We start from the raw sequence: 18449 nt of genomic DNA on the forward strand, positions 1-18449 counted from the left end.
TTTAACCATTGCGCCGAACGTTAAGCTCGGCGGTAATGGCGTTCAAACGCTCGGTTACAATCTGGCGCATGGGTGAGCCGACCGTCAGTTTTTCCTGGGCCTGGCGTAATTGGCGCTGGGCCGATTCCAGGTCGCCCATCAATACATCGTATTCTGCCCTTGCCCTGTGCACTCCCACAATATTGCGTGCCATACCTTCGGCTTCTGCCAGTTGGAACCACAAGTGCTCCTGTTGCGGTTTGTTGCGAGCCAGCTGCGACAGCAGCTCCGCCGCCGCTGCTCCGTTATCCGAGGCCAGCTCCAGCTGTGCCAGCGTGTGGGTAATCGGATAGTTGTCCGGGTTGCGGGCCAGCGCCCGCACCAGCAGCGCCCGCGCTTCGGTCAGGCGTTTGGCGGCAATCAGGCTTTGTGCCAGGGTCACCTGAAACGTAATGCGCCCTGGATTGGCCAACAACAGCTGGTTAAGCAGGGTCTCAGCTTCAGCGTATTGGCCGTCTTCTATATAAGCTACTGCCAGCCCATAACGAATCGCTGTATTGCTGGTATCGTTGCTAGAGCCTGTGCCGGTATTTTTTAATTCATTGAGCGCCGCCCGAAAATTGTCGATGGCAGCGGTCGCAGAAGCCGCGTAATGCACTTGCAGGCGGGCCCGTATCAGATGGTATTCCGGGCTGTCTTCGATGCGCTCTACCGGGTATTGCTCGGCGCGGTTCTGGGTGTCGGCAACCCGGCTCTGGGTTAGCGGGTGGGTAGACAAGTACTCTGGTACGCGGTTGCCCTGCAAGCGGTTTTGTCGCGTCATAATTTCAAACATTTCCGGCATGCCCCGCGGGTCTAGCCCGGCATTGGCAAGAATGTCCAGCCCGACCCGGTCCGCTTCCTGCTCATTCGCGCGGCTGTATTCCAGCATATTCTGAATGGCCAGGGCCTGAGTACCGGCAATGGCGGCAATACCGATGTCAGACTGGGTAACGGCTGTTAGCACAATACCGGCAATCAGGCCGGCGATGGTCAGCGGAGTGCTGGTTTGCTGCTGCTCCAGGCGGCGGGCAAAATGGCGTTGGCTAAGGTGAGCCAGCTCGTGAGCCAGCACCGATGCAAACTGCTGCTCGGTGCGGGCAAACAGAAACAGACCGCCGTTTACCCCTACAATGCCGCCGGGCACCGCAAAAGCATTGATGGCAGGGTCGTCAATCAGCGCTAGCGTCAGGTCACGGTTTTGCAGGGGCGCCGCTGGCACCAGGCTGTAAAGAATGGCACCCAGGTAGTCATATACCAAAGGATCAGTAATCTGCGGAGCGGAGCGCCGCAGCGATACCAGCACCTCGCGGCCGATATCGGCTTCCTGCTGGCCGGCAATCAGGCCGCCACCGGTGCCGCCGATGGTGGGTAGCGTGCTACCCTGAATTTGGGCGGCGGCGCCTGTACTGACACCCATCGTCATTAACGGCAGCGCGAGCAGCGCACAGAGCAGGGTATTGAAGCGAAAGTGGCCATTCAGGCTGTTCATGTTCTGGGTCTATCCTGTGTCGGAATATCCTGAGCGTCACATAACCAATGATTGTGATGCAATACAATAACACTGGCGGCATAATGCCGGCTCATTAATCAAACGCTGTTACGGGTTAACGTTTAACATGGCTGATCGAACACTGGATGCATCGGGCCTGCAATGCCCGATGCCTTTGTTGAAAACCAAACTCGAACTGAACACCATGGCCCCCGGCGAACAGCTGGAAGTGGTTGCTACAGATCCTGGCTCAGCCCGCGACATTCCGGCGTTTATCGCCTTGTCTGCTCATCACCTGGTGGAGTCTGCCGTTAACGGCAGCCAGTACCGTTTTATTATTCGCTGCGGCGATTCAGTGCGGCGGAGCTATTAATGGTTAGAATATTACGCGGATTCGCCCACAAATACTTTTCAGATGAAGAAGCCGTCATCCTTGGGCTGATGCTGATTATCGGCACCATGTTCGTCATCTGGTTCGGCGCCATGCTGGCCCCGGCCATTGCTTCGCTGATCGTTGCTTTTATTCTGCAGGGCCTGGTTACCAAAATGTTGGCCTGGAAAGTGCCGGAATCGCTGGCGATCCTGATTGTGTTTTTACTGTTCCTCGGCATTTTGGCCGGTGCCATTTTTGGGCTGCTGCCACTGGTGTGGACCCAGCTGTCTAATCTGGCTCGGGAAACACCGCGTATTATTGGCGAATTACAGTCGTATATGGAACTTTTGCCCGAGCGCTACCCGCAGCTGGTGTCGTTGGATGCAATCGCCACGATTTACCAGCAGGTGTCTAGCGAAGTGGGGCAGGCCACCCAATGGCTGGTGTCTGCGTCGCTGTCCAGCATTCCGGACCTGTTGGCACTGCTGATATACGCTGTTCTGGTGCCGATACTGGTATTTTTCTTCCTGAAAGACCGCGATGTTCTGTTGGGTTCTATTGCCCGCATGTTGCCGCCGCAGCGTGCAACCATGCGTAAAATCTGGCACGAAGTGAATCTCCAGTGCGCCAACTACGTGCGTGGCAAAGCCCTGGAGATCCTGATTGTTGGAACCACCACGTATATAACCTTCAAACTTTTGGGTATGCCTTACGCAGCCTTGCTGTCCTTGCTAGTGGGTCTGAGCGTGGTGATTCCTTATATTGGCGCCGCAGTTGTCACTGTGCCAGTGGCTATCATCGGCTTGTTTGCCTTTGGCTGGGGCAGCCAGTTTATCTGGATAATGGTGGCCTACGGCGTCATTCAGGCTTTAGACGGCAACGTGTTGGTGCCGGTGCTGTTTTCTGAAGTCAACAACCTGCATCCGGTCGCCATAATTGTCGCGGTTCTGTTTTTCGGTGGTATCTGGGGGCTCTGGGGCGTGTTTTTTGCCATCCCTCTGGCCACAATGCTGAAAGCGGTGGTGGCCGCCTGGCCGGTGCGTGAATTACCCCCGGCACCGACCAACCGCGAAAGGCAGATAACGACTATAGTGCTTTGACTGCAGCGAGAACCTCATCAACGTGGCCCGGCACTTTTACGCCGCGCCATTCCTGACGAAGAACGCCTTTGGCGTCGATTAGAAAGGTGCTGCGGTCAATGCCCATGTATTCTTTGCCGTAGAGTTTTTTCAGTTTGATGACGTCGAACAAAGCGCAGAGCTTTTCGTCTTTGTCGGAAATCAGGTGAAACGGCAGTTCGAACTTGCCACGGAAATTGTCGTGGGATTTCAGGCCATCGCGGGACACACCAAAAATCTCGGTGTCATGTTCGGTAAAGGCTTGCATGTTGTCGCGAAAGTCTTGGCTCTCGGTGGTACAGCCGGGTGTATTGTCTTTCGGGTAAAAATAGATCACCACATTGCGGCCGCGTAAATCGGCCAGGCGAACCGTCTGGTCGCCGGTAGCAGTCGCTTCAAAGTCAGGTATGGTTTTGTTCAGTTCTACGGATGGCATGACATCTCCTTTAATTCCCTTGTGTCAGTTCGTGCCCAACATTACCATAACGGTTTTAATCGGACGGAGCTTTTATGATTACGGGTAGCCTTGTCGCACTGGTCACACCTATGCACCCAAATGGAGACATTCATTGGGAGCACCTGGACAAACTGGTGGACTTTCACATTGAAAATGGCACTCATGGCATCGTTGCCGTGGGCACAACCGGCGAGTCTGCGACTCTGGACCCGGAAGAGCACTGTAAAACCATCGGCCACATCATCAAACGTGTGAATGGTCGCATTCCGGTGATCGCCGGAACCGGTGGCAACAGTACCCGCGAAGCCATTGCACTCACGTCCGCGGCCCACAAGCTAGGAGCCGATGCCTGCCTGCTAGTGGTGCCTTATTACAATAAGCCGACCCAAGAAGGCCTGTACCAGCATTTCCGCACCATCGCCGAAGCCGTTCCAATGATGAAGCAAATGCTTTACAACGTGCCTGGCCGCACTGCCTGCGACATGCTGAACGAAACCGTGGTTCGTCTGGCCGATATTCCCAATATCATCGCCATTAAAGACGCCACCGGCAATATTCCCCGCGGCGCCGAGTTAATTCAAGCGGTAAAAGGCCGTTTGGACGTCTATTCGGGTGATGACGCAACGGCCATGGAACTGATGCTGGCCGGCGCCAAAGGCAACGTATCGGTAACGGCCAACGTCGCCCCCCGGGCCATGGCCGATTTGTGCACGGCGGCTGTTGCCGGCAGTCGCGAAGAAGCCGAACGCCTGAACGAACTGCTGATGCCCCTGAACCGCAAACTGTTCCTGGAAGCCAATCCGATTCCGGTAAAATGGGCATTGCAACGCATGGGTATGATCGGTGATGGCTTGCGCCTGCCATTGACGGTACTCAGCGAACAATTCCATGGCGAAGTGGAAGAGGCCCTGAAAGCTTCAGGCGTACTCTGAACGTGCTGAATCTGTTCCAATACCGGAGTAAGTCCATGCAGGTTCTCTCCAGAACCCGTTACTTAAGATGCACATCGCCTTTTAAGGCGCTGACCTTAAAAGCCCAAGCCCTCAAAATCCAAGCCTTTCCATTCTCGGCCGGTAAACCCCTGGCCATCGCCACCGGCTTTGCGCTGGTGGCGGGCTTAGGCGGCTGCAGCTTGGTTTCGGATCGTTCCGCGGATTACGTCAGTGCGCCCGAAGGCAAGGCCATTGAACTGCCCGCAGGCGCCGACGAATCCCGCTTCCGACAAGTTATGCCTGTGCGTGATATTAACCTGGCCAATGCGGGTAAACTTTACCCGGACGGCATTCCAACACCGCCAGACATGACCTCTGAAATTCTGGACCAGAATTATGTGGTAGAAGAGCTAGACGGCCGCGCCTGGCTGTTGGTGAATGACGTTCCGGGTCGCTTGTGGCCTGCAGTCACCGCGTATATGTCGGACCGCCGCCTGGGCGTTGCGTTCGACAGTCCGCAGCTTGGCTTGCAGCAAAGCGAGCTGGTGAACTTCAGCCTGCGCGCCCGTGAACTGGTGCAGCTTGAGGGCGAGGCCAGCGCAAGCGAACCCAAAGTGCTAATACAGGTACGCATTGCACCCGGTGTTCGCCGTAAATCCACGGAAATTCAAGTGCGTAACATAGTGGTAGCCGATCAGCCCGAGGCTCTGCTGAGTTGGGACACCACCCTCGCCCCAGGCTCCGCTGACTTGGAGCTGCAAAAACGCGTTCTGGCCGACATGGGCGAGTTTTTGAAAGCCGGGGAAGAGAACAAGTCCTTCTCCCGCGCGGCTTCGGGTATGGCCAGCAAACCCTTGGTAAAACTGATATCCGAAAACGAGCAGGCCAGTGCCATCGAAATGCAGCTCGATTACGGCCGTGCTTGGGCGGAAGTCAGCCGCGCGCTGAACGAAGCGGATATGACCGTTATAGACCTGAACCGCAGTGAAGGCTGGTTCCAGGTGGACTATCGCAGCACCGACGAGCGCGAATCGGGCTGGTTCAGTTGGTTTAGCGATAACGAAGCTCCGCGCCACACCCATACGGTGAACGTTACCCGCGGCGAACAGAAGGTACAGGTCAGCGCGGAAACCGCCGTTAACTATAGCGGTGAACAAACACCTTCCACGCTTCTTAACCGCCTGTTTGCCTATCTTTATTAACCGCTGGCTTTACTGATGATAACCGGGATGGCTTACGCCGGCCCGTTTTTGGAGAATCCCATGGAAAAGCGCAAAGAACTTTACGCCGGCAAGGCCAAATCGGTGCACACCACTGACGACCCTGAGCGTTTTGTACTGGTATTCCGCGACGACACCTCGGCCTTTGACGGCGAGAGAATAGAGCAGCTGAACCGCAAAGGCATGGTGAACAACAAGTTCAACGCCTTCATTATGGAAAAGCTGGAAGCTGCAGGCATTCCTACCCACTTCGAAGGCTTGCTGTCAGACGTTGAATGCCTGGTGAAAAAGCTCGACATGATTCCGGTCGAGTGCGTGATTCGTAACATTTCCGCCGGCAGCCTGTGCCGCCGTATTGGTGTAGAAGAAGGACTGGAACTGAATCCACCCACTTTCGAACTGTTCCTGAAAAACGATGCGCTGCATGACCCCATGGTCAACGAATCACTGGCGATCAGCCTGGGCTGGGCCAACGCCGACGAGCTGGCACAAATGAAGGTGCTGACGTATAAAGTGAATGACGTGCTCAAAAACCTGTTTGCAGACGCCGGAATGCTGCTGGTGGACTACAAACTGGAATTTGGCCGCAGCCATGGCCAGATTTTGCTGGGCGACGAGTTCAGCCCCGATGGGTGCCGCATATGGGATGCCAAAACCCGCAATAAAATGGACAAAGACCGCTTCCGCCAGGGCCTTGGTAGCGTGATTGAAACCTACGAAGAAGTAGGCCGCCGCCTGGGTATGTCGTTCGACTGATACGGATTTAAAATACGGAGCATCAACTATGCGCAGATTATTCATGATTTTGGCCGGATCAGCCGTTCTAGCAGCGCCAATGGCGCAAGCAGACGTGCTGGGGCTTGGCGCTCAGGTGGGTTACTGGAATTCAGAGCTGTCTGGTGACGTTGCAGCCAATGGTGGCTCGGTGGACGTCAAAGACGAGCTTAATCTGGACGGTGAAAGCAGCAATCAGCTGAGTTTGTACCTGGAACACCCGGTCCCTCTGCTGCCCAATGTGCGTGTGGCTTATATCAATATTGACCAGACTGCCCGTGGCCAGTTGAGCGGTAGCTTCGATGGTATTAGCGCCGGCTCAGACGTACGCTCTGATCTGGAACTGGAACAGCTGGATTTAACCCTGTATTACGAAGTACTGGACAACTGGGTTAATCTGGACGTAGGCCTGACGGTCCGCGATTTCTCCGGCGAGTTGCTGGTGCAGGGTAACGGCCAAAGTAGTCGGACGACAGCCGATGCGGTTGTGCCCATGGGCTATCTGGCAGCGCGTTTTGATCTGCCGTTCAGCGGTGCCAGTGTTGGCATTGAAGGCAATGCCATTGCCTACAGCGGTGACTCCCTGCACGATTTCAACGTGTACGGCCAGTATCAGTTGTCACTACTGCAGTTGCGCGCCGGCTATCGCCAGATGGCAGTGGATTACGAAGACGGTGACGACCGCTTCGATGTAAAAATCGATGGCCCGTTTGTCAGCGCCGGTGTGGTGTTTTAAGGAGAAAGTCTGTTGAAAATTCTGGTCACCGGTAGCGCCGGTTTTATTGGTTTCCATCTTGCGCAACGCCTGCTGGATCGCGGCGACGAAGTCATCGGGGTTGATAACCTGAATGACTACTACGATGTGAATCTGAAAGAAGCTCGCTTGGCAAAGCTAACGGGCAGAGCCGGCTTTACCGAAGTACGCCAGGATATCGCCGACCGCAACCTTATGGCCGCGCTCTTTGAAGAGCACAAACCTGAGCGTGTGGTGCACCTGGCGGCCCAGGCCGGGGTGCGCTATTCCATCGAAAACCCCCAAGCCTATGTAGACGCCAACCTGGTAGGCTTTATGAATATTCTGGAAGGCTGCCGCCGCAACGATGTGCAGCATTTTGTATATGCCTCCAGCAGCTCGGTTTACGGTGCCAACGAAGCCATGCCGTTCTCGGTGCACGACAACGTAGACCACCCGCTTAGCCTCTATGCTGCCTCGAAAAAAGCCAATGAGCTGATGGCCCACACCTACAGCCATCTGTACAACTTGCCCACCACCGGGCTGCGCTTTTTTACCGTGTACGGTCCTTGGGGCCGGCCTGATATGGCGCCGTTCATCTTCACCAGGAAAATTCTGGCCGGCGAGCCGATTGACGTATTCAACCACGGCCATCACAAACGCGATTTCACCTATATCGACGATATCGTGGAAGGCGTGGTGCGCACTCTGGATCAAATCGCGCAACCGAATCCCCAGTGGAGCGGCGCCCAGCCAGACCCAAGTACCAGCCGCGGGCCTTATCGCATCTACAACATCGGCAGCAACAATCCGGTGGAACTGGCGCGGTTTATTGAAACCATTGAACAGTGTACCGGTAAAAAAGCCGAGAAAAATCTGCTGCCCATGCAGCCGGGTGACGTGGTCGCAACGTACGCCAACGTAGATGGCCTGATCAGCGATGTCGGCTACAAGCCAGAAACCCAGCTAGAGCAGGGCATTGAACAGTTTGTTCATTGGTATCGGGATTTCTATAAGGTTTAAATGCGTCTTGTGTCAGCAATTCTTAAAGAGCTTTCTCCCAAGAACTTTTTATTGCGCGTTTGAGCCCAGCTGCTTTAACCGTTCCGGCAATTCCAGGGTAATTTTTGACTTCGCCAGCGGGCAGTCGAATTGCAGATAATACGCCAGCAGTTGCAAGGGTACCCCAGCGGCTGATCCATACAGCCTGTCGGCCACAATCGGGTGGCCAATACTCGCTAAATGGCGGCGAATCTGGTGTTTTCGACCGGTTTCAATGCGCACATTTACCCTGGAAGTACTGGCCTTAGTATCCCCGGCCTCCGTATTGACGGCGCTAGTCTTGGTGAAATTGATATTGATGGAACCGGTATTGATATAAAGAGTACTCACATGGCTAATCGCGGCTTTACCGTCAATTTCGCCGTCAATCGTTTGCTCCTTCACACCCAGCACGCCTGTTACGTCTGCCAAATATTGTTTGATGATTGTGCGCCCGGCAAACAGTTGTGACAGTGCCGCAGCGGCTTTTGAATCGTGAGCAATCAGCATCAAACCCGCGGCGTCGGCGTCCAAGCGATGAATCAAAAAGCAGGGTCGGTTTAACTGCACCTCGGCCACTCGCAACAAACTGCAGTGATCACCCCACTGCGAGCCCTGGGCCAGTAGCCTGTGGGGTTTAAACCACACACTGTAGCGGCCCTTGTCTTCCAGCAACTCAGCCTCTGGCGCCTTGCGCGCCAGAACCGCCTCGTCATAGTACAACTGCATGCGGGTGCCCGCTTTCACGTCGCGCTTGGCTTTGCGCAACCGCACAATCTTTCCCTTCAAGGTCCACCAGCAAGCGCCTTTCGCCATGGCGTCTTTGATACGCTGCTTCGGCAGGCCAGAAGCCTCACTTAGAATGTCCACGGCCAAGCCGGGGGTTTCTACGGTGATATCGACGGTGGTACGCATGGGCGGGCCTGATAGAAAAGTGAGCCGCCGATTATAGAAGATATGGCTGGCTAGACAAGCAGGGGACGCCAAACCGGGGACGGATTTCAAATCCGTCCCCTATCATGCCGACCCCCAGTCCGTTGATTTCTGGTTCCGTCAGCTAAAACACCAGCACCAGCGTAAATAATCCGTAAATGCTCGCCTGATGTCTGGTTATTTAAGCCGATCAGGTTAGGCTATGCCGCTTGCTTACGATTTTTGAGGTTTGAAGTTGTGGTTTCATCAAAGTGGTCTTTTTCTCGTGTTCTTGTCGTTCTGATTTTTGTTGCTGTGCTTGTGGGTAGCGCCTTTTGGGCGTATCGCCACTCTTACGCTGCAAGTAATAACACCGCTGACGTGACCACTACAGCCGTCAGTCGAGGGGACATTGACGTTTTGGTGAGCGCCACCGGCGTTCTGGAACCCAGCAACTTTGTGGATGTGGGCGCGCAAGTATCCGGACTGCTAGACGCGATTCACGTCAGAGTGGGCGAACAAATCAACAAAGATCAGCTGCTGGCAGAAATTGACCCGACCATCTATCTGGCCAGGGTAGATGCCAATCGTGCCCAACTAAAAAATCAACAGGCCCAGTTGGCCGATCGCAAAGCCCAGCTTACCCTTGCCGACATACAGTTCCAGCGCCAGACCAACCTGTTCCGTGAAGACGCCACCACCCGGGAAAACCTGCAAATTGCCGATGCCTCGCTGGCGTCTGCCAAGGCTCAGTTAGCTATGTTGCAAGCGCAACTGGAGCAGACCGCATCTACCCTGCGTGCGGAAGAAGCCAACCTGGATTACGCCCGCATTTATTCCACCATGGAAGGCACCGTCGTATCCATCACTGCCCGCCAGGGCCAAACCCTGAATACGTCACAGCAAGCACCGGTGCTGATGCGCATTGCTGATCTGTCGAGCATGAAAGTCCGCGCCCAAGTGTCTGAGGCCGACGTGGGCAGGCTAGCACCGGGCGACAAGGTGTATTTCACCACTCTGGGCGAACCTGGCAAACAGATTTATGGCCAGCTGGATTACATCGAACCCACGCCCGAAGTGCTCAACAACGTGGTGTTGTACAACGCGTTTTTCAGCGTGCCCAATGAAGCAGGGCGTTTATTGCCCAGCATGACCGCTCAGGTATTTTTTGTAGTGGAACAGGCGCGTGACGTATTGAGGGTGCCCGCGGCGACCGTTGTGGGCGGTCAGGTTTGGTTGCAACAGGGCTCTGGCGAGCTGGTAGAGCGCAAAATTGAGGTAGGCATCAGCAACCGTATTTATACCGAGGTTCGCGACGGTCTGGCCGATGGCGATCTGGTGGTCACAGGCGGAGCTCCATCAATGGAAGCAGCGTCTTCGGGCATGGGTGGGCGCTCACGGTGACAGCTCCGCTGATTGAATTACGCCAGATTACCCGAACCTTCGGCGAAGGCGACTTGCAGGTGCCTGTGCTCAAGGGCCTAGATTTGAGCATTCAAGCCGGGGAATTTGTCGCCATTATGGGGGCATCCGGGTCTGGCAAATCCACCTTGATGAACATTCTTGGCTGTCTGGACGTGGCAAGCTCCGGGCACTATTTATTTCAGGGCAAAGACGTGTCCGGGTTCAAGCGCGACGACCTGGCTCGTGCCCGCCGCGAATCCTTCGGCTTTATATTCCAGAGCTACAATCTGCTGCCGGGCATAAGCGCGTTAGACAACGTTGAAATACCGGCCATCTACGCCGGCCTTGGCAAAAAACAGCGCCGGGAGCGATCCACCGAATTGCTTGGTGAGCTCGGGCTAAGCGATAAATTGCTCAACACCCCGGCCCAGCTGTCGGGCGGGCAACAGCAGCGGGTATCGATTGCCCGGGCGTTAATGAATGGCGGTCAGATTATACTGGCGGACGAACCAACCGGCGCCCTCGACAGCGTCAGCAGCAAAGACGTCATGCGGCTGCTGCAAAGCCTGTCAGACCGCGGTCACACCGTTATTCTTATTACCCACGACGCCAAAGTCGCCCAGGCGGCAGATCGCCAGATCACCATCGCCGACGGGCTGATTACCCACGATACCGGCGCCGTTCAAGGCAACGCTGATGCGTCAGAAACTCCCCCGGCCGCGCAGCCCATGGCTAAAACAACCGACGTTAGTGGCGCTTCCGGTTGGTTTGAGGCGCTAAAAAGCGCGGTGCATTCCCTCAGCACAAACCTGTTCCGTACGGCGTTGACCCTTTTGGGCATTGTGATTGGCGTAGCGTCGGTGATCACCATGCTGGCGATCGGTGAAGGCGCACGCCAAGACATTGTTGACAGAATCAGCGCTATGGGCAGTGACCTACTGCTGGTGCGCCCCGGTGGTCCGGACCAGAGGGGTGGACGTTGGAGCGTCACCACCCTGGTGCCGTCTGACTACCACGCCATTCGAGACATACCCGGCATTCGCGCAGCGGTTCCGGAAGTCACAGGCGGCCAAACCCTGCGTTTCGGTAATCGCGATCACCAAACCGAAGTGAATGGCACGGCCTACGAATTTCCCACCGCACGGCAATGGTCCGTGGTCGCCGGTACCTTTTTTGACGAAGCCGACGAAAACCGCTACGCCGCCGTGGCGGTGTTGGGCAAAACCGTGGCCGAATCTTTATTTCCCGAACAAAGCCCGTTGGGCCATTACCTGATGGTTAATAATGTTCTGTTTCAGGTCATTGGCGTAATGGACGAGCGCGGGGCATCCCCCTGGGGTCAAGACCAGGACGACGTTGTGCTGGTGCCTTACACCACCGCCAACCTGCGCATATTTGGCCAAAACTATCTGCGCAACATCACCGTTGCGGTGGCAGATTCCGCCGACATGAACGCGGTGCAAGACCAGGTTCACAGCACCTTGCTCACGCGCCACGCCAGTGAAGATTTCCAGATTCGCAATATGGCGTCGCTGATCGATACCGTGTCAGATACCCAAGACACCCTGACATGGTTGTTGGGTTCCATCGCGGCCATTTCGTTGCTGGTGGGTGGCATCGGCGTGATGAACATCATGCTGGTGAGCGTGACCGAACGCACCCGGGAAATTGGCATCCGTATGGCCACAGGCGCGCGCACCCGTAACATTCTTCAGCAGTTTTTAACCGAGGCCTGGCTGGTGTCGGCCATTGGTGGCGTTATAGGCGTCATCCTTGGCATAGCAGCAACTCAAATCGTAGGCTGGCTTGACACACCCGTTGTGGTCACCGTGTTCCCCATGGTGCTGGCGTTCAGCTGCGCCTTTGGTACCGGGCTTCTATTTGGCTATTTGCCCGCGCGCAAAGCCGCTCATCTGGACCCCGTCCAGGCCTTGGCCGCGGAGTAATTTTATGATCCATCGCTCACAACACACGTTGCGTTTGGCACGGCTGAAACGGCGCCTGGCCCAGCCTAAACGGCGACGGACATCCGGCATCTGCGTTTTAGCGGCCTGCTTGGCCCTGGCAGGTTGCGCCACTCAGACTGCCCCGCCAGCTCCCGTGCTTATTGACGGCACACCTGTGACGGCCTTGGCCTGGGCGCCAGAACTGAACTCGAGTGCTTTAAGCGGGCTAGCCGTCACCGACCAACAATGGTGGCAGGCCTATGGCGATCCCAACTTGTCGGCGTTGATTGAAAAAGCGCAGGCGGCCAACCCGGACTTGGCCATTCTGGCCGAGAATCTGGTACAGGCCGATCTACAGCTGCAGAACGCCGGCGCCAGCCTGCTGCCCGGCATTGGTTTAAGCGGCAGTACTGGCGAACAAACAAGGCGCCCAAACGGCGACGACTGGCGCAGCAGTGGGTCTACGTCGGTATCCACGTCTATCAGTTACGAGGTGGATCTATGGGGCAGGCTGAGCGCAGCAGAAAGTGCCGCCAGCTTCCGCCGAGATGCCAGCGCTTTTGATTTCTCCGCCGCGCAGCTCAGCCTTTCCGGCGCAGTGGCCAGTAACTGGTTCCAATTGTTGGAGTTACGCCAGCGCTTGAACATCGCCCGGCAAAATCTGGAGTTGGCAGAGCAAACCCTGCGCATTGTGGATGTGCGATACCGCAACGGCGTTGCCGACCGTTCCGAACTAGCCCGCCAACGCACCGCCGTGCTGGTGTTGCGCAACGCCTTGCCCACGCTGGTGTATGGCCTGCGCCAGAGCGAAGCGGCACTGCAGGTGCTTAGCGGCGAACCGCCCTGGATGGTAAACGCAGATGTGCCAGCAGGGGCTTTAGAACAACTCAGTATTCCAGACATTAATGCAGCATCGCCCGCAGAGCTGATTACCCGAAGGCCAGACCTTGCCGCCGCCGAAGCCCGCTTGCAGGCGGCCAACGCCGACATCGCCCAGGCCCGAGCCGCGCTCTTGCCGGCGGTGTCATTAAGCGCGGCTCTGGGACTCTCTTCTGATGGGTTGTTCAGCCTTTCCAGTCCGCTGACGACTGCGAACGGTTTGCTTGCCCTTAGCCAAACCCTGTTCGACGGTGGCGCGCGAAGCAATAATGTGGCGCTCAGCGAATCGCGCCAGGTTGCCCTGGTACAAAATTATCGCTCATCTCTATTGAGCGCGTTTTCAGAAGCGGGAGACGCCATGGCGCGCATCAATCTGTATCGGGAACAGGAACAGCGACTGGCGGAAATTGAACAGCAGGCCGATGAAACCCTGCGCTTAAGTGAGGTTCGCTATCGTCAGGGCGTAGAAGATCTGATTACTCTGCTGGACAGCCAGCGCACGTTGTTCGATGCCAGAGTGCAGCGCAGCGGAGCGCGGCTGAATCGCTTACTGGCAACCGTGGATTTGTACAAAGCAGTCGGCGGTGGCTTTTAAGCCGCCGCCGTGGCACAAAAAACGTGCGGGAAGGGCAGTGTAACGAATCAGGCCGGCTCGAAGCGCTGCTTCAGCCACGCGTTGATGTCGTTGGATTCGTACAGCCATTGGTGGCTGCCGTCCGCTTTGGCAATCCGCAAGCAGGGTACTTTCACGGCACCACCGCCGGCTAAAATTTCAGCGCGGTGCTCAGTGTTATGCTGGGTGTCACGCAGTTCAATATTCAAATTCATGCGCTTGATTTCTTTACGAACTTTGACGCAGAACGGGCAAGTTTTGAATTGATACAGCGCCAGCTCCTGGCACGCTTCGTCTACTTTCTGTTGCTCCTGGGCGCTACGCTGCACTGGTTTGCCACCTCCGATTTGCTCGTTGAGCAGTACAAACGGGGTCAGAATAAGCCGCAAAGTGCGGAAAAAATAACGAATAACAATTCTCATGGAATAAGCCTTGGCGGTCAGTATTAAAAAATAACCCGTAATTATTTACGATCAATTCGCAACTAAAGATCGACAGGGTATCAGATTTTTTGCGCTTCGCGCAGAATCCTGTGACCATTCCGAAAATGACAAAGCAGGGTGATATGGGCATGAACAGCCGCTGGCGGGTAGGCATCGATCTTGGTGGAACAAAAACCGAAGTCATCTTGTTAGACGGCGCCAACGAAACCCAATTTCGCGCCCGCATCTCAAGCCCTCAGGGAGACTACGAAGCCACCCTGAATGCTATCAAAGAACTGGTCGAAGCCGCTGAATTACGGGCCGGCGAAGACGCACTGCCCGTAGGTGTGGGCATTCCCGGCTCCGTGTCGGGCCTGACAGGTTTGGTCAAAAACGCCAATTCCACCTGGCTTAACGGCCAGCCCATGGCCGCTGATTTAACCCACCTGCTGCAACGCCCGGTCTGCCTGACGAATGACGCCAACTGCCTGGCCTTGTCTGAAGCCAGCGACGGCGCAGGGCAGGGCTACAAAGTGGTGTTCGCGGCCATTCTGGGTACCGGCTGCGGCGCTGGCATCACCGTTAACGGCCAGCTGCTCACAGGCCCAAACGGCCTTGCGGGCGAATGGGGCCACAACCCACTGCCATGGACACCACAAACAGAACTAAACCAGCGCCCGTGCTTCTGTGGCCGCTTTGGCTGCAACGAAACCTTCTTGTCTGGCACCGGGCTGGCCCTAACCCATCGTTTGCTGTGGGAAGAGCCGTTGGATGCCCGAAACATCGTTGAGCGTTTTCAAAACGATCCCCGCGCTGCCCGCTCACTCGACGATTACGCAGATCACTTGGCCCGCGGCCTGGCGGCCGTCATCAACTTGCTTGACCCAGACGTCATCGTACTGGGCGGCGGCATGTCAAATGTACCGACCCTTTACGACGAGTTGGCAACGCGTTTGCCGACGTACGTTCTCGGAAGTGAGTGCGAAACACCCATAAGACAAGCGATACACGGCGATTCCAGTGGCGTCCGCGGTGCCGCTTGGCTCGCCCAAGACAGGGGACGGATTTAAAATCCGTCCCCGCCCCCTAGCTCCGGCTTTTTCGCAGCGAAGCTCGAAGAGCCGAACTGAGCACGCCCCAGCGGTTTACGATCAATGCCGCAAAGATCAAACCGCAGCCGGCCAGCTGAACTGGCGTCATGATTTCATCAAACCATCTTGCCGCGAACAAAGACACCCAAACCGGTTCGATCACCAGAATAACGGCACCGTGGCTATGCGCAGACAAGCTCTGTGCATAGGTTTGGGCAAGAAAACGCCCTGCAGTGCCCACAATTGCGCTGGCAAGAATCCACCAGATCAGAAGCGGTGGCGGGTTACTGAACGTTGGCTGCCACGATTCTGTCATGAGCGATTCCACCAAAGTCACCAAGCCGACGGTAAGCAGAGCAATAGCCGTCAGTGGAAGAGCGGGAATGCGCTGTTTTTCGATGGCGTTGCCCTGCCGATTGATGGCAATGCGCTGATTCGCGGCGCGGGTGTTCAATGTAAAGTACAGCGCAAAAATAAAAGCCGCCATCGCGAAAAAAATCTGCGCAGGCTCTGGCTGAAAACCGTTTCGAAGTGACAGAAGTGCCAGCCCGGCTACCGCGACGGGAATGGCAAGCCAGGTGCTTGCAGGTTGTGCCTCTTTAAAAAGGAGGCGAGCAAGGATGGGAACGATCACCACGCCCAGGCTGGTGATGAAAGCACCTTCACCCATGCTGGTACCATGAAACAACCCCATTACCCAGAAGCTCATGGCAACGCCGAATACCAGGCCTACACCCAAACTGCGTTTAACCTGATCCCCACTCAAACGTGCCAGTGACCGGTAAGCGAAAGCCGCCAAAAAGCTACCTGCGATCAAAAATCTCAGCGCCATAAACAACAACGGTGGCATAAGCAAAATAGCTTCTTTAGAAAATATCCAGCTAGTGGCAGCAAGCAGCGTAACACCAACCAGAATCAGGTCAGATTTATGGGCGTTGGTCATGGTGTGGCTCGGCTGTCAAAAGAGAGGGGACAGATTTAAAATCTGTCCCCAGTTTGCGAGTAATGTATAGTTTGCGAAGTAAAAAAGGAAGACGGCTGATGGTGGTGCTCGTCAAAGTGCACTCCGATTTAAGAGTCACCTAAGTAAAACTCACCTCGCCCGCCACCACCTCAGAACAGCACACGCGATTTCGCCCTAAAGCCTTGGCTTGGTACAACGCCTTATCGGCTCGATTAACGGCGTTTTCCACCGATTCCACGGCGGTATTCACTTCCGCAACGCCTATGCTTACGGTAATACGCACGTCCAATCCATCGCCGGCATCAACGGCATGCCTTTCAACGCCCCTGCGAATACGTTCGGCACAACTCCGGGCTTCTGCGTGATCAGCGCCGGGCAAAAGAATCATAAACTCCTCGCCGCCAAACCGGGCGACCAGATCCCTGTCCCGGCTGTACTGTTGGAAAATGACCGCTATGTCCACCAATACCAGGTCGCCAACATGATGGCCGTATTCATCGTTCACCGCTTTGAAATAATCAATATCAAGTGCAATAACAGATAAATCTTCCCCGGTGGCTCTCGCCTTTTCAACCATATACTCACCCTCAGACATGAAATGTCGGCGGTTATAAAGCTGAGTGAGCGGGTCGGTAGCCGCCTGCTGTTTGAATTCATTCTGTTTGGAGCGGATATCCTCCAGCATTTTTATCCGGTAGGAGATGATGAACGCCAGTGTTAGTGCTTCCAGCACAATGCCAATCCCGACACCATGGCTGTTTATATAATTCGGCTCGACCAGGCCCTTGTAATACAACACGGCAACCCCGTTGAACACCACAAAGAAAGTGTGGCCAACAAGAAAGAACTTCACCAAAGGGTGTCCCCTACGCAACAACGAGATACCTACCGAAAAGGTCACAACCATTAACAGCGCCGCGAGGCTGGCTGCGGGTTTCATTGCCCCTACAGGATCAAACAGGCCATACACTAGCGTGATGACCAACAAAGCCAGCATGCCCTGCAGCACGCGGTGTTCGGTGCGGTAGAACTCTGGCGTCTCGAAAATCGACATCATGAACAACAACAGAAAAATCGGCATGCTGATAAGCGCCAGATTCAACACGAAAACGGCATCGCCGTAGACATTGAACGCTTTGCCAAGCAGCCCGTAGGAGAGCGCAATCCACGCCAGGCCCGAGATCAGATACAAAGAATAGAAAATGTTCTCGCTTTTGCTGGTGGCAAAGTACAAAAGTGCGTTGTACAAAACCATTGCCAACATCATGCCCACCAACAGCGCGATATCCAGGTGACCACCAACGAGTGCTTGGCGAGATCGCTCATTGTCGTAGATTTCCAATGAAAACCATTGGTGCGAATACACATGGCTGCGAACATAAACAACCACGGTTTCTCCCAAGGGCACCGTGAACGGATAGATCACCGTTCCCTGGTACATCAGGGGGTGATCACTGGCATCGTTAAGGTCAACCGATGCCTGGTCAATCAGGTTTTGAGAACGCTCTTGAAAGATATCGACTGAACGCACGTGATAAGCACTGGGCAAGTGCAGAAAAAGAGCCCTTGCTTTCAGGCTCGAATTGCGCAGAGTAAATCGGAACCAGGTCACGGCCGCATTGGTGCCAAGCGAGGTGCTGCTGGTCGTCTCCTGAAAGGTCTGCTCACGAACCTCCTTGTAGCTCAGCGACTGAGAACCGTCAGTGAAATACTCAACTTGAAAATCCGTTAACCGAATCGCTTCCTGGCCGATATCCAGAGTCGGCGACGCCTGAGCAGCAAAACTCGAGATAAACAGCAACAAAAAGCACAAAATCATTCGGTAGGTGGCCATTGAAGGGGTCCTTGCACCTGCAAAACTTGGAGCTTAGCACCTGCGGGGCAATTCCCCACATCAACATGGAAAGAAAAGGGACAGATTTTAAATCTGTCCCTGGTTTTCAATCCCCAACCTTCAGACAAAAAAAAGCCACCAGGCTCGCGCGCTAAGTGGCTTTTTTTGAACTAAATTCTGGTAGGACCAGGCAGATTTGAACTGCCGACCTCTGCCATGTCAAGGC

17 protein-coding genes are annotated in these 18449 nt (G+C 55.4%); 11 read left to right on the plus strand and 6 right to left on the minus strand.

Annotated features, from left to right (window positions below; all coding sequences use genetic code 11):
• Position 1 precedes the first annotated feature (1 nt).
• On the minus strand, positions 2 to 1510 hold the full coding sequence (locus MIH18_RS22295) for a M48 family metalloprotease (RefSeq protein ID WP_249013509.1): 1509 nt from the start codon (positions 1508 to 1510) through the stop codon (positions 2 to 4).
• 127 nt (positions 1511 to 1637) lie between these two features.
• Between MIH18_RS22295 and MIH18_RS22300 the strand changes: the two genes are divergently transcribed.
• Together MIH18_RS22300 and MIH18_RS22305 are read left to right on the plus strand one after the other, a co-directional pair.
• Positions 1638 to 1883, plus strand: a complete 246-nt coding sequence (locus tag MIH18_RS22300; RefSeq protein WP_249005134.1) for a sulfurtransferase TusA family protein — start codon at positions 1638 to 1640, stop codon at positions 1881 to 1883.
• Positions 1883 to 2983, plus strand: coding sequence for an AI-2E family transporter (locus tag MIH18_RS22305; protein ID WP_249013510.1), 1101 nt, complete (start codon positions 1883 to 1885; stop codon positions 2981 to 2983). Before MIH18_RS22300 ends, MIH18_RS22305 begins: the two co-directional genes overlap by 1 nt.
• Here MIH18_RS22305 and MIH18_RS22310 read toward each other — a convergent pair.
• Complete coding sequence (locus tag MIH18_RS22310) at positions 2970 to 3437, minus strand: peroxiredoxin (protein WP_249005132.1); 468 nt, start codon at positions 3435 to 3437, stop codon at positions 2970 to 2972. The genes MIH18_RS22305 and MIH18_RS22310 overlap by 14 nt on opposite strands.
• Before the next feature lie 74 nt (positions 3438 to 3511).
• Here MIH18_RS22310 and dapA point away from each other — a divergent pair, with 74 nt between their 5' ends.
• The 5 genes from dapA to MIH18_RS22335 are packed head-to-tail and all read left to right on the plus strand — an operon-like array spanning position 3512 to position 8140.
• Positions 3512 to 4390 carry a 4-hydroxy-tetrahydrodipicolinate synthase gene (dapA, locus tag MIH18_RS22315; protein ID WP_249005131.1) on the plus strand — a complete coding sequence of 293 codons (879 nt, stop codon included), beginning with the start codon at positions 3512 to 3514 and terminating at the stop codon, positions 4388 to 4390.
• Between the two features lie 35 nt (positions 4391 to 4425).
• The gene (bamC, locus tag MIH18_RS22320) at positions 4426 to 5592 is read left to right on the plus strand and encodes an outer membrane protein assembly factor BamC (protein WP_249013511.1); all 1167 of its coding nucleotides are present in this window, start codon (positions 4426 to 4428) and stop codon (positions 5590 to 5592) included.
• 60 nt (positions 5593 to 5652) lie between these two features.
• Entirely contained in the window at positions 5653 to 6366 is a 714-nt protein-coding gene (gene purC, locus MIH18_RS22325; protein ID WP_249013512.1) for a phosphoribosylaminoimidazolesuccinocarboxamide synthase, read from the plus strand.
• A 28-nt stretch (positions 6367 to 6394) separates the two neighbouring features.
• On the plus strand, positions 6395 to 7120 hold the full coding sequence (locus MIH18_RS22330; protein ID WP_249013513.1) for a TIGR04219 family outer membrane beta-barrel protein: 726 nt from the start codon (positions 6395 to 6397) through the stop codon (positions 7118 to 7120).
• 12 nt (positions 7121 to 7132) lie between these two features.
• Positions 7133 to 8140 (plus strand): NAD-dependent epimerase, encoded by a 1008-nt coding sequence (locus MIH18_RS22335; protein WP_249013514.1) that lies wholly within the window; start codon positions 7133 to 7135, stop codon positions 8138 to 8140.
• 48 nt (positions 8141 to 8188) lie between these two features.
• On the opposite strand, the gene MIH18_RS22340 is transcribed toward MIH18_RS22335, so the two are convergent.
• Positions 8189 to 9073: an RluA family pseudouridine synthase gene (locus tag MIH18_RS22340; RefSeq protein ID WP_249013515.1), complete on the minus strand. Its 885-nt coding sequence runs from the start codon at positions 9071 to 9073 to the stop codon at positions 8189 to 8191.
• A gap of 255 nt (positions 9074 to 9328) precedes the next feature.
• On the opposite strand from MIH18_RS22340, the gene MIH18_RS22345 reads away from it, so the two are divergent.
• Genes MIH18_RS22345 through MIH18_RS22355 form a run of 3 tightly spaced genes read left to right on the plus strand, consistent with a single transcriptional unit; the run spans position 9329 to position 13894 of the window.
• Positions 9329 to 10474, plus strand: coding sequence for an efflux RND transporter periplasmic adaptor subunit (locus MIH18_RS22345; protein WP_249005125.1), 1146 nt, complete (start codon positions 9329 to 9331; stop codon positions 10472 to 10474).
• Entirely contained in the window at positions 10471 to 12420 is a 1950-nt protein-coding gene (locus tag MIH18_RS22350) for a MacB family efflux pump subunit (protein WP_249013516.1), read from the plus strand. Before MIH18_RS22345 ends, MIH18_RS22350 begins: the two co-directional genes overlap by 4 nt.
• 4 nt (positions 12421 to 12424) lie before the next feature.
• On the plus strand, positions 12425 to 13894 hold the full coding sequence (locus MIH18_RS22355; RefSeq protein ID WP_249013517.1) for an efflux transporter outer membrane subunit: 1470 nt from the start codon (positions 12425 to 12427) through the stop codon (positions 13892 to 13894).
• Positions 13895 to 13941: 47 nt separating this feature from the next.
• Here the strand turns inward: MIH18_RS22355 and MIH18_RS22360 are convergent, their stop codons facing one another.
• Positions 13942 to 14334 (minus strand): glutaredoxin, encoded by a 393-nt coding sequence (locus MIH18_RS22360; protein WP_249005122.1) that lies wholly within the window; start codon positions 14332 to 14334, stop codon positions 13942 to 13944.
• A gap of 110 nt (positions 14335 to 14444) precedes the next feature.
• Between MIH18_RS22360 and MIH18_RS22365 the strand changes: the two genes are divergently transcribed.
• Complete coding sequence (locus MIH18_RS22365; RefSeq protein WP_249005121.1) at positions 14445 to 15404, plus strand: ROK family protein; 960 nt, start codon at positions 14445 to 14447, stop codon at positions 15402 to 15404.
• A gap of 16 nt (positions 15405 to 15420) precedes the next feature.
• Here the strand turns inward: MIH18_RS22365 and MIH18_RS22370 are convergent, their stop codons facing one another.
• Entirely contained in the window at positions 15421 to 16368 is a 948-nt protein-coding gene (locus MIH18_RS22370; protein ID WP_249013518.1) for a DMT family transporter, read from the minus strand.
• A gap of 139 nt (positions 16369 to 16507) precedes the next feature.
• Complete coding sequence (locus MIH18_RS22375; protein ID WP_249013519.1) at positions 16508 to 18223, minus strand: diguanylate cyclase; 1716 nt, start codon at positions 18221 to 18223, stop codon at positions 16508 to 16510.
• Between the last annotated feature and the right edge of the window lie 226 nt (positions 18224 to 18449).

Source organism: Marinobacter sp. M3C, assembly GCF_023311895.1.
In the GTDB taxonomy this organism is placed as follows: Bacteria; Pseudomonadota; Gammaproteobacteria; order Pseudomonadales; family Oleiphilaceae; genus Marinobacter.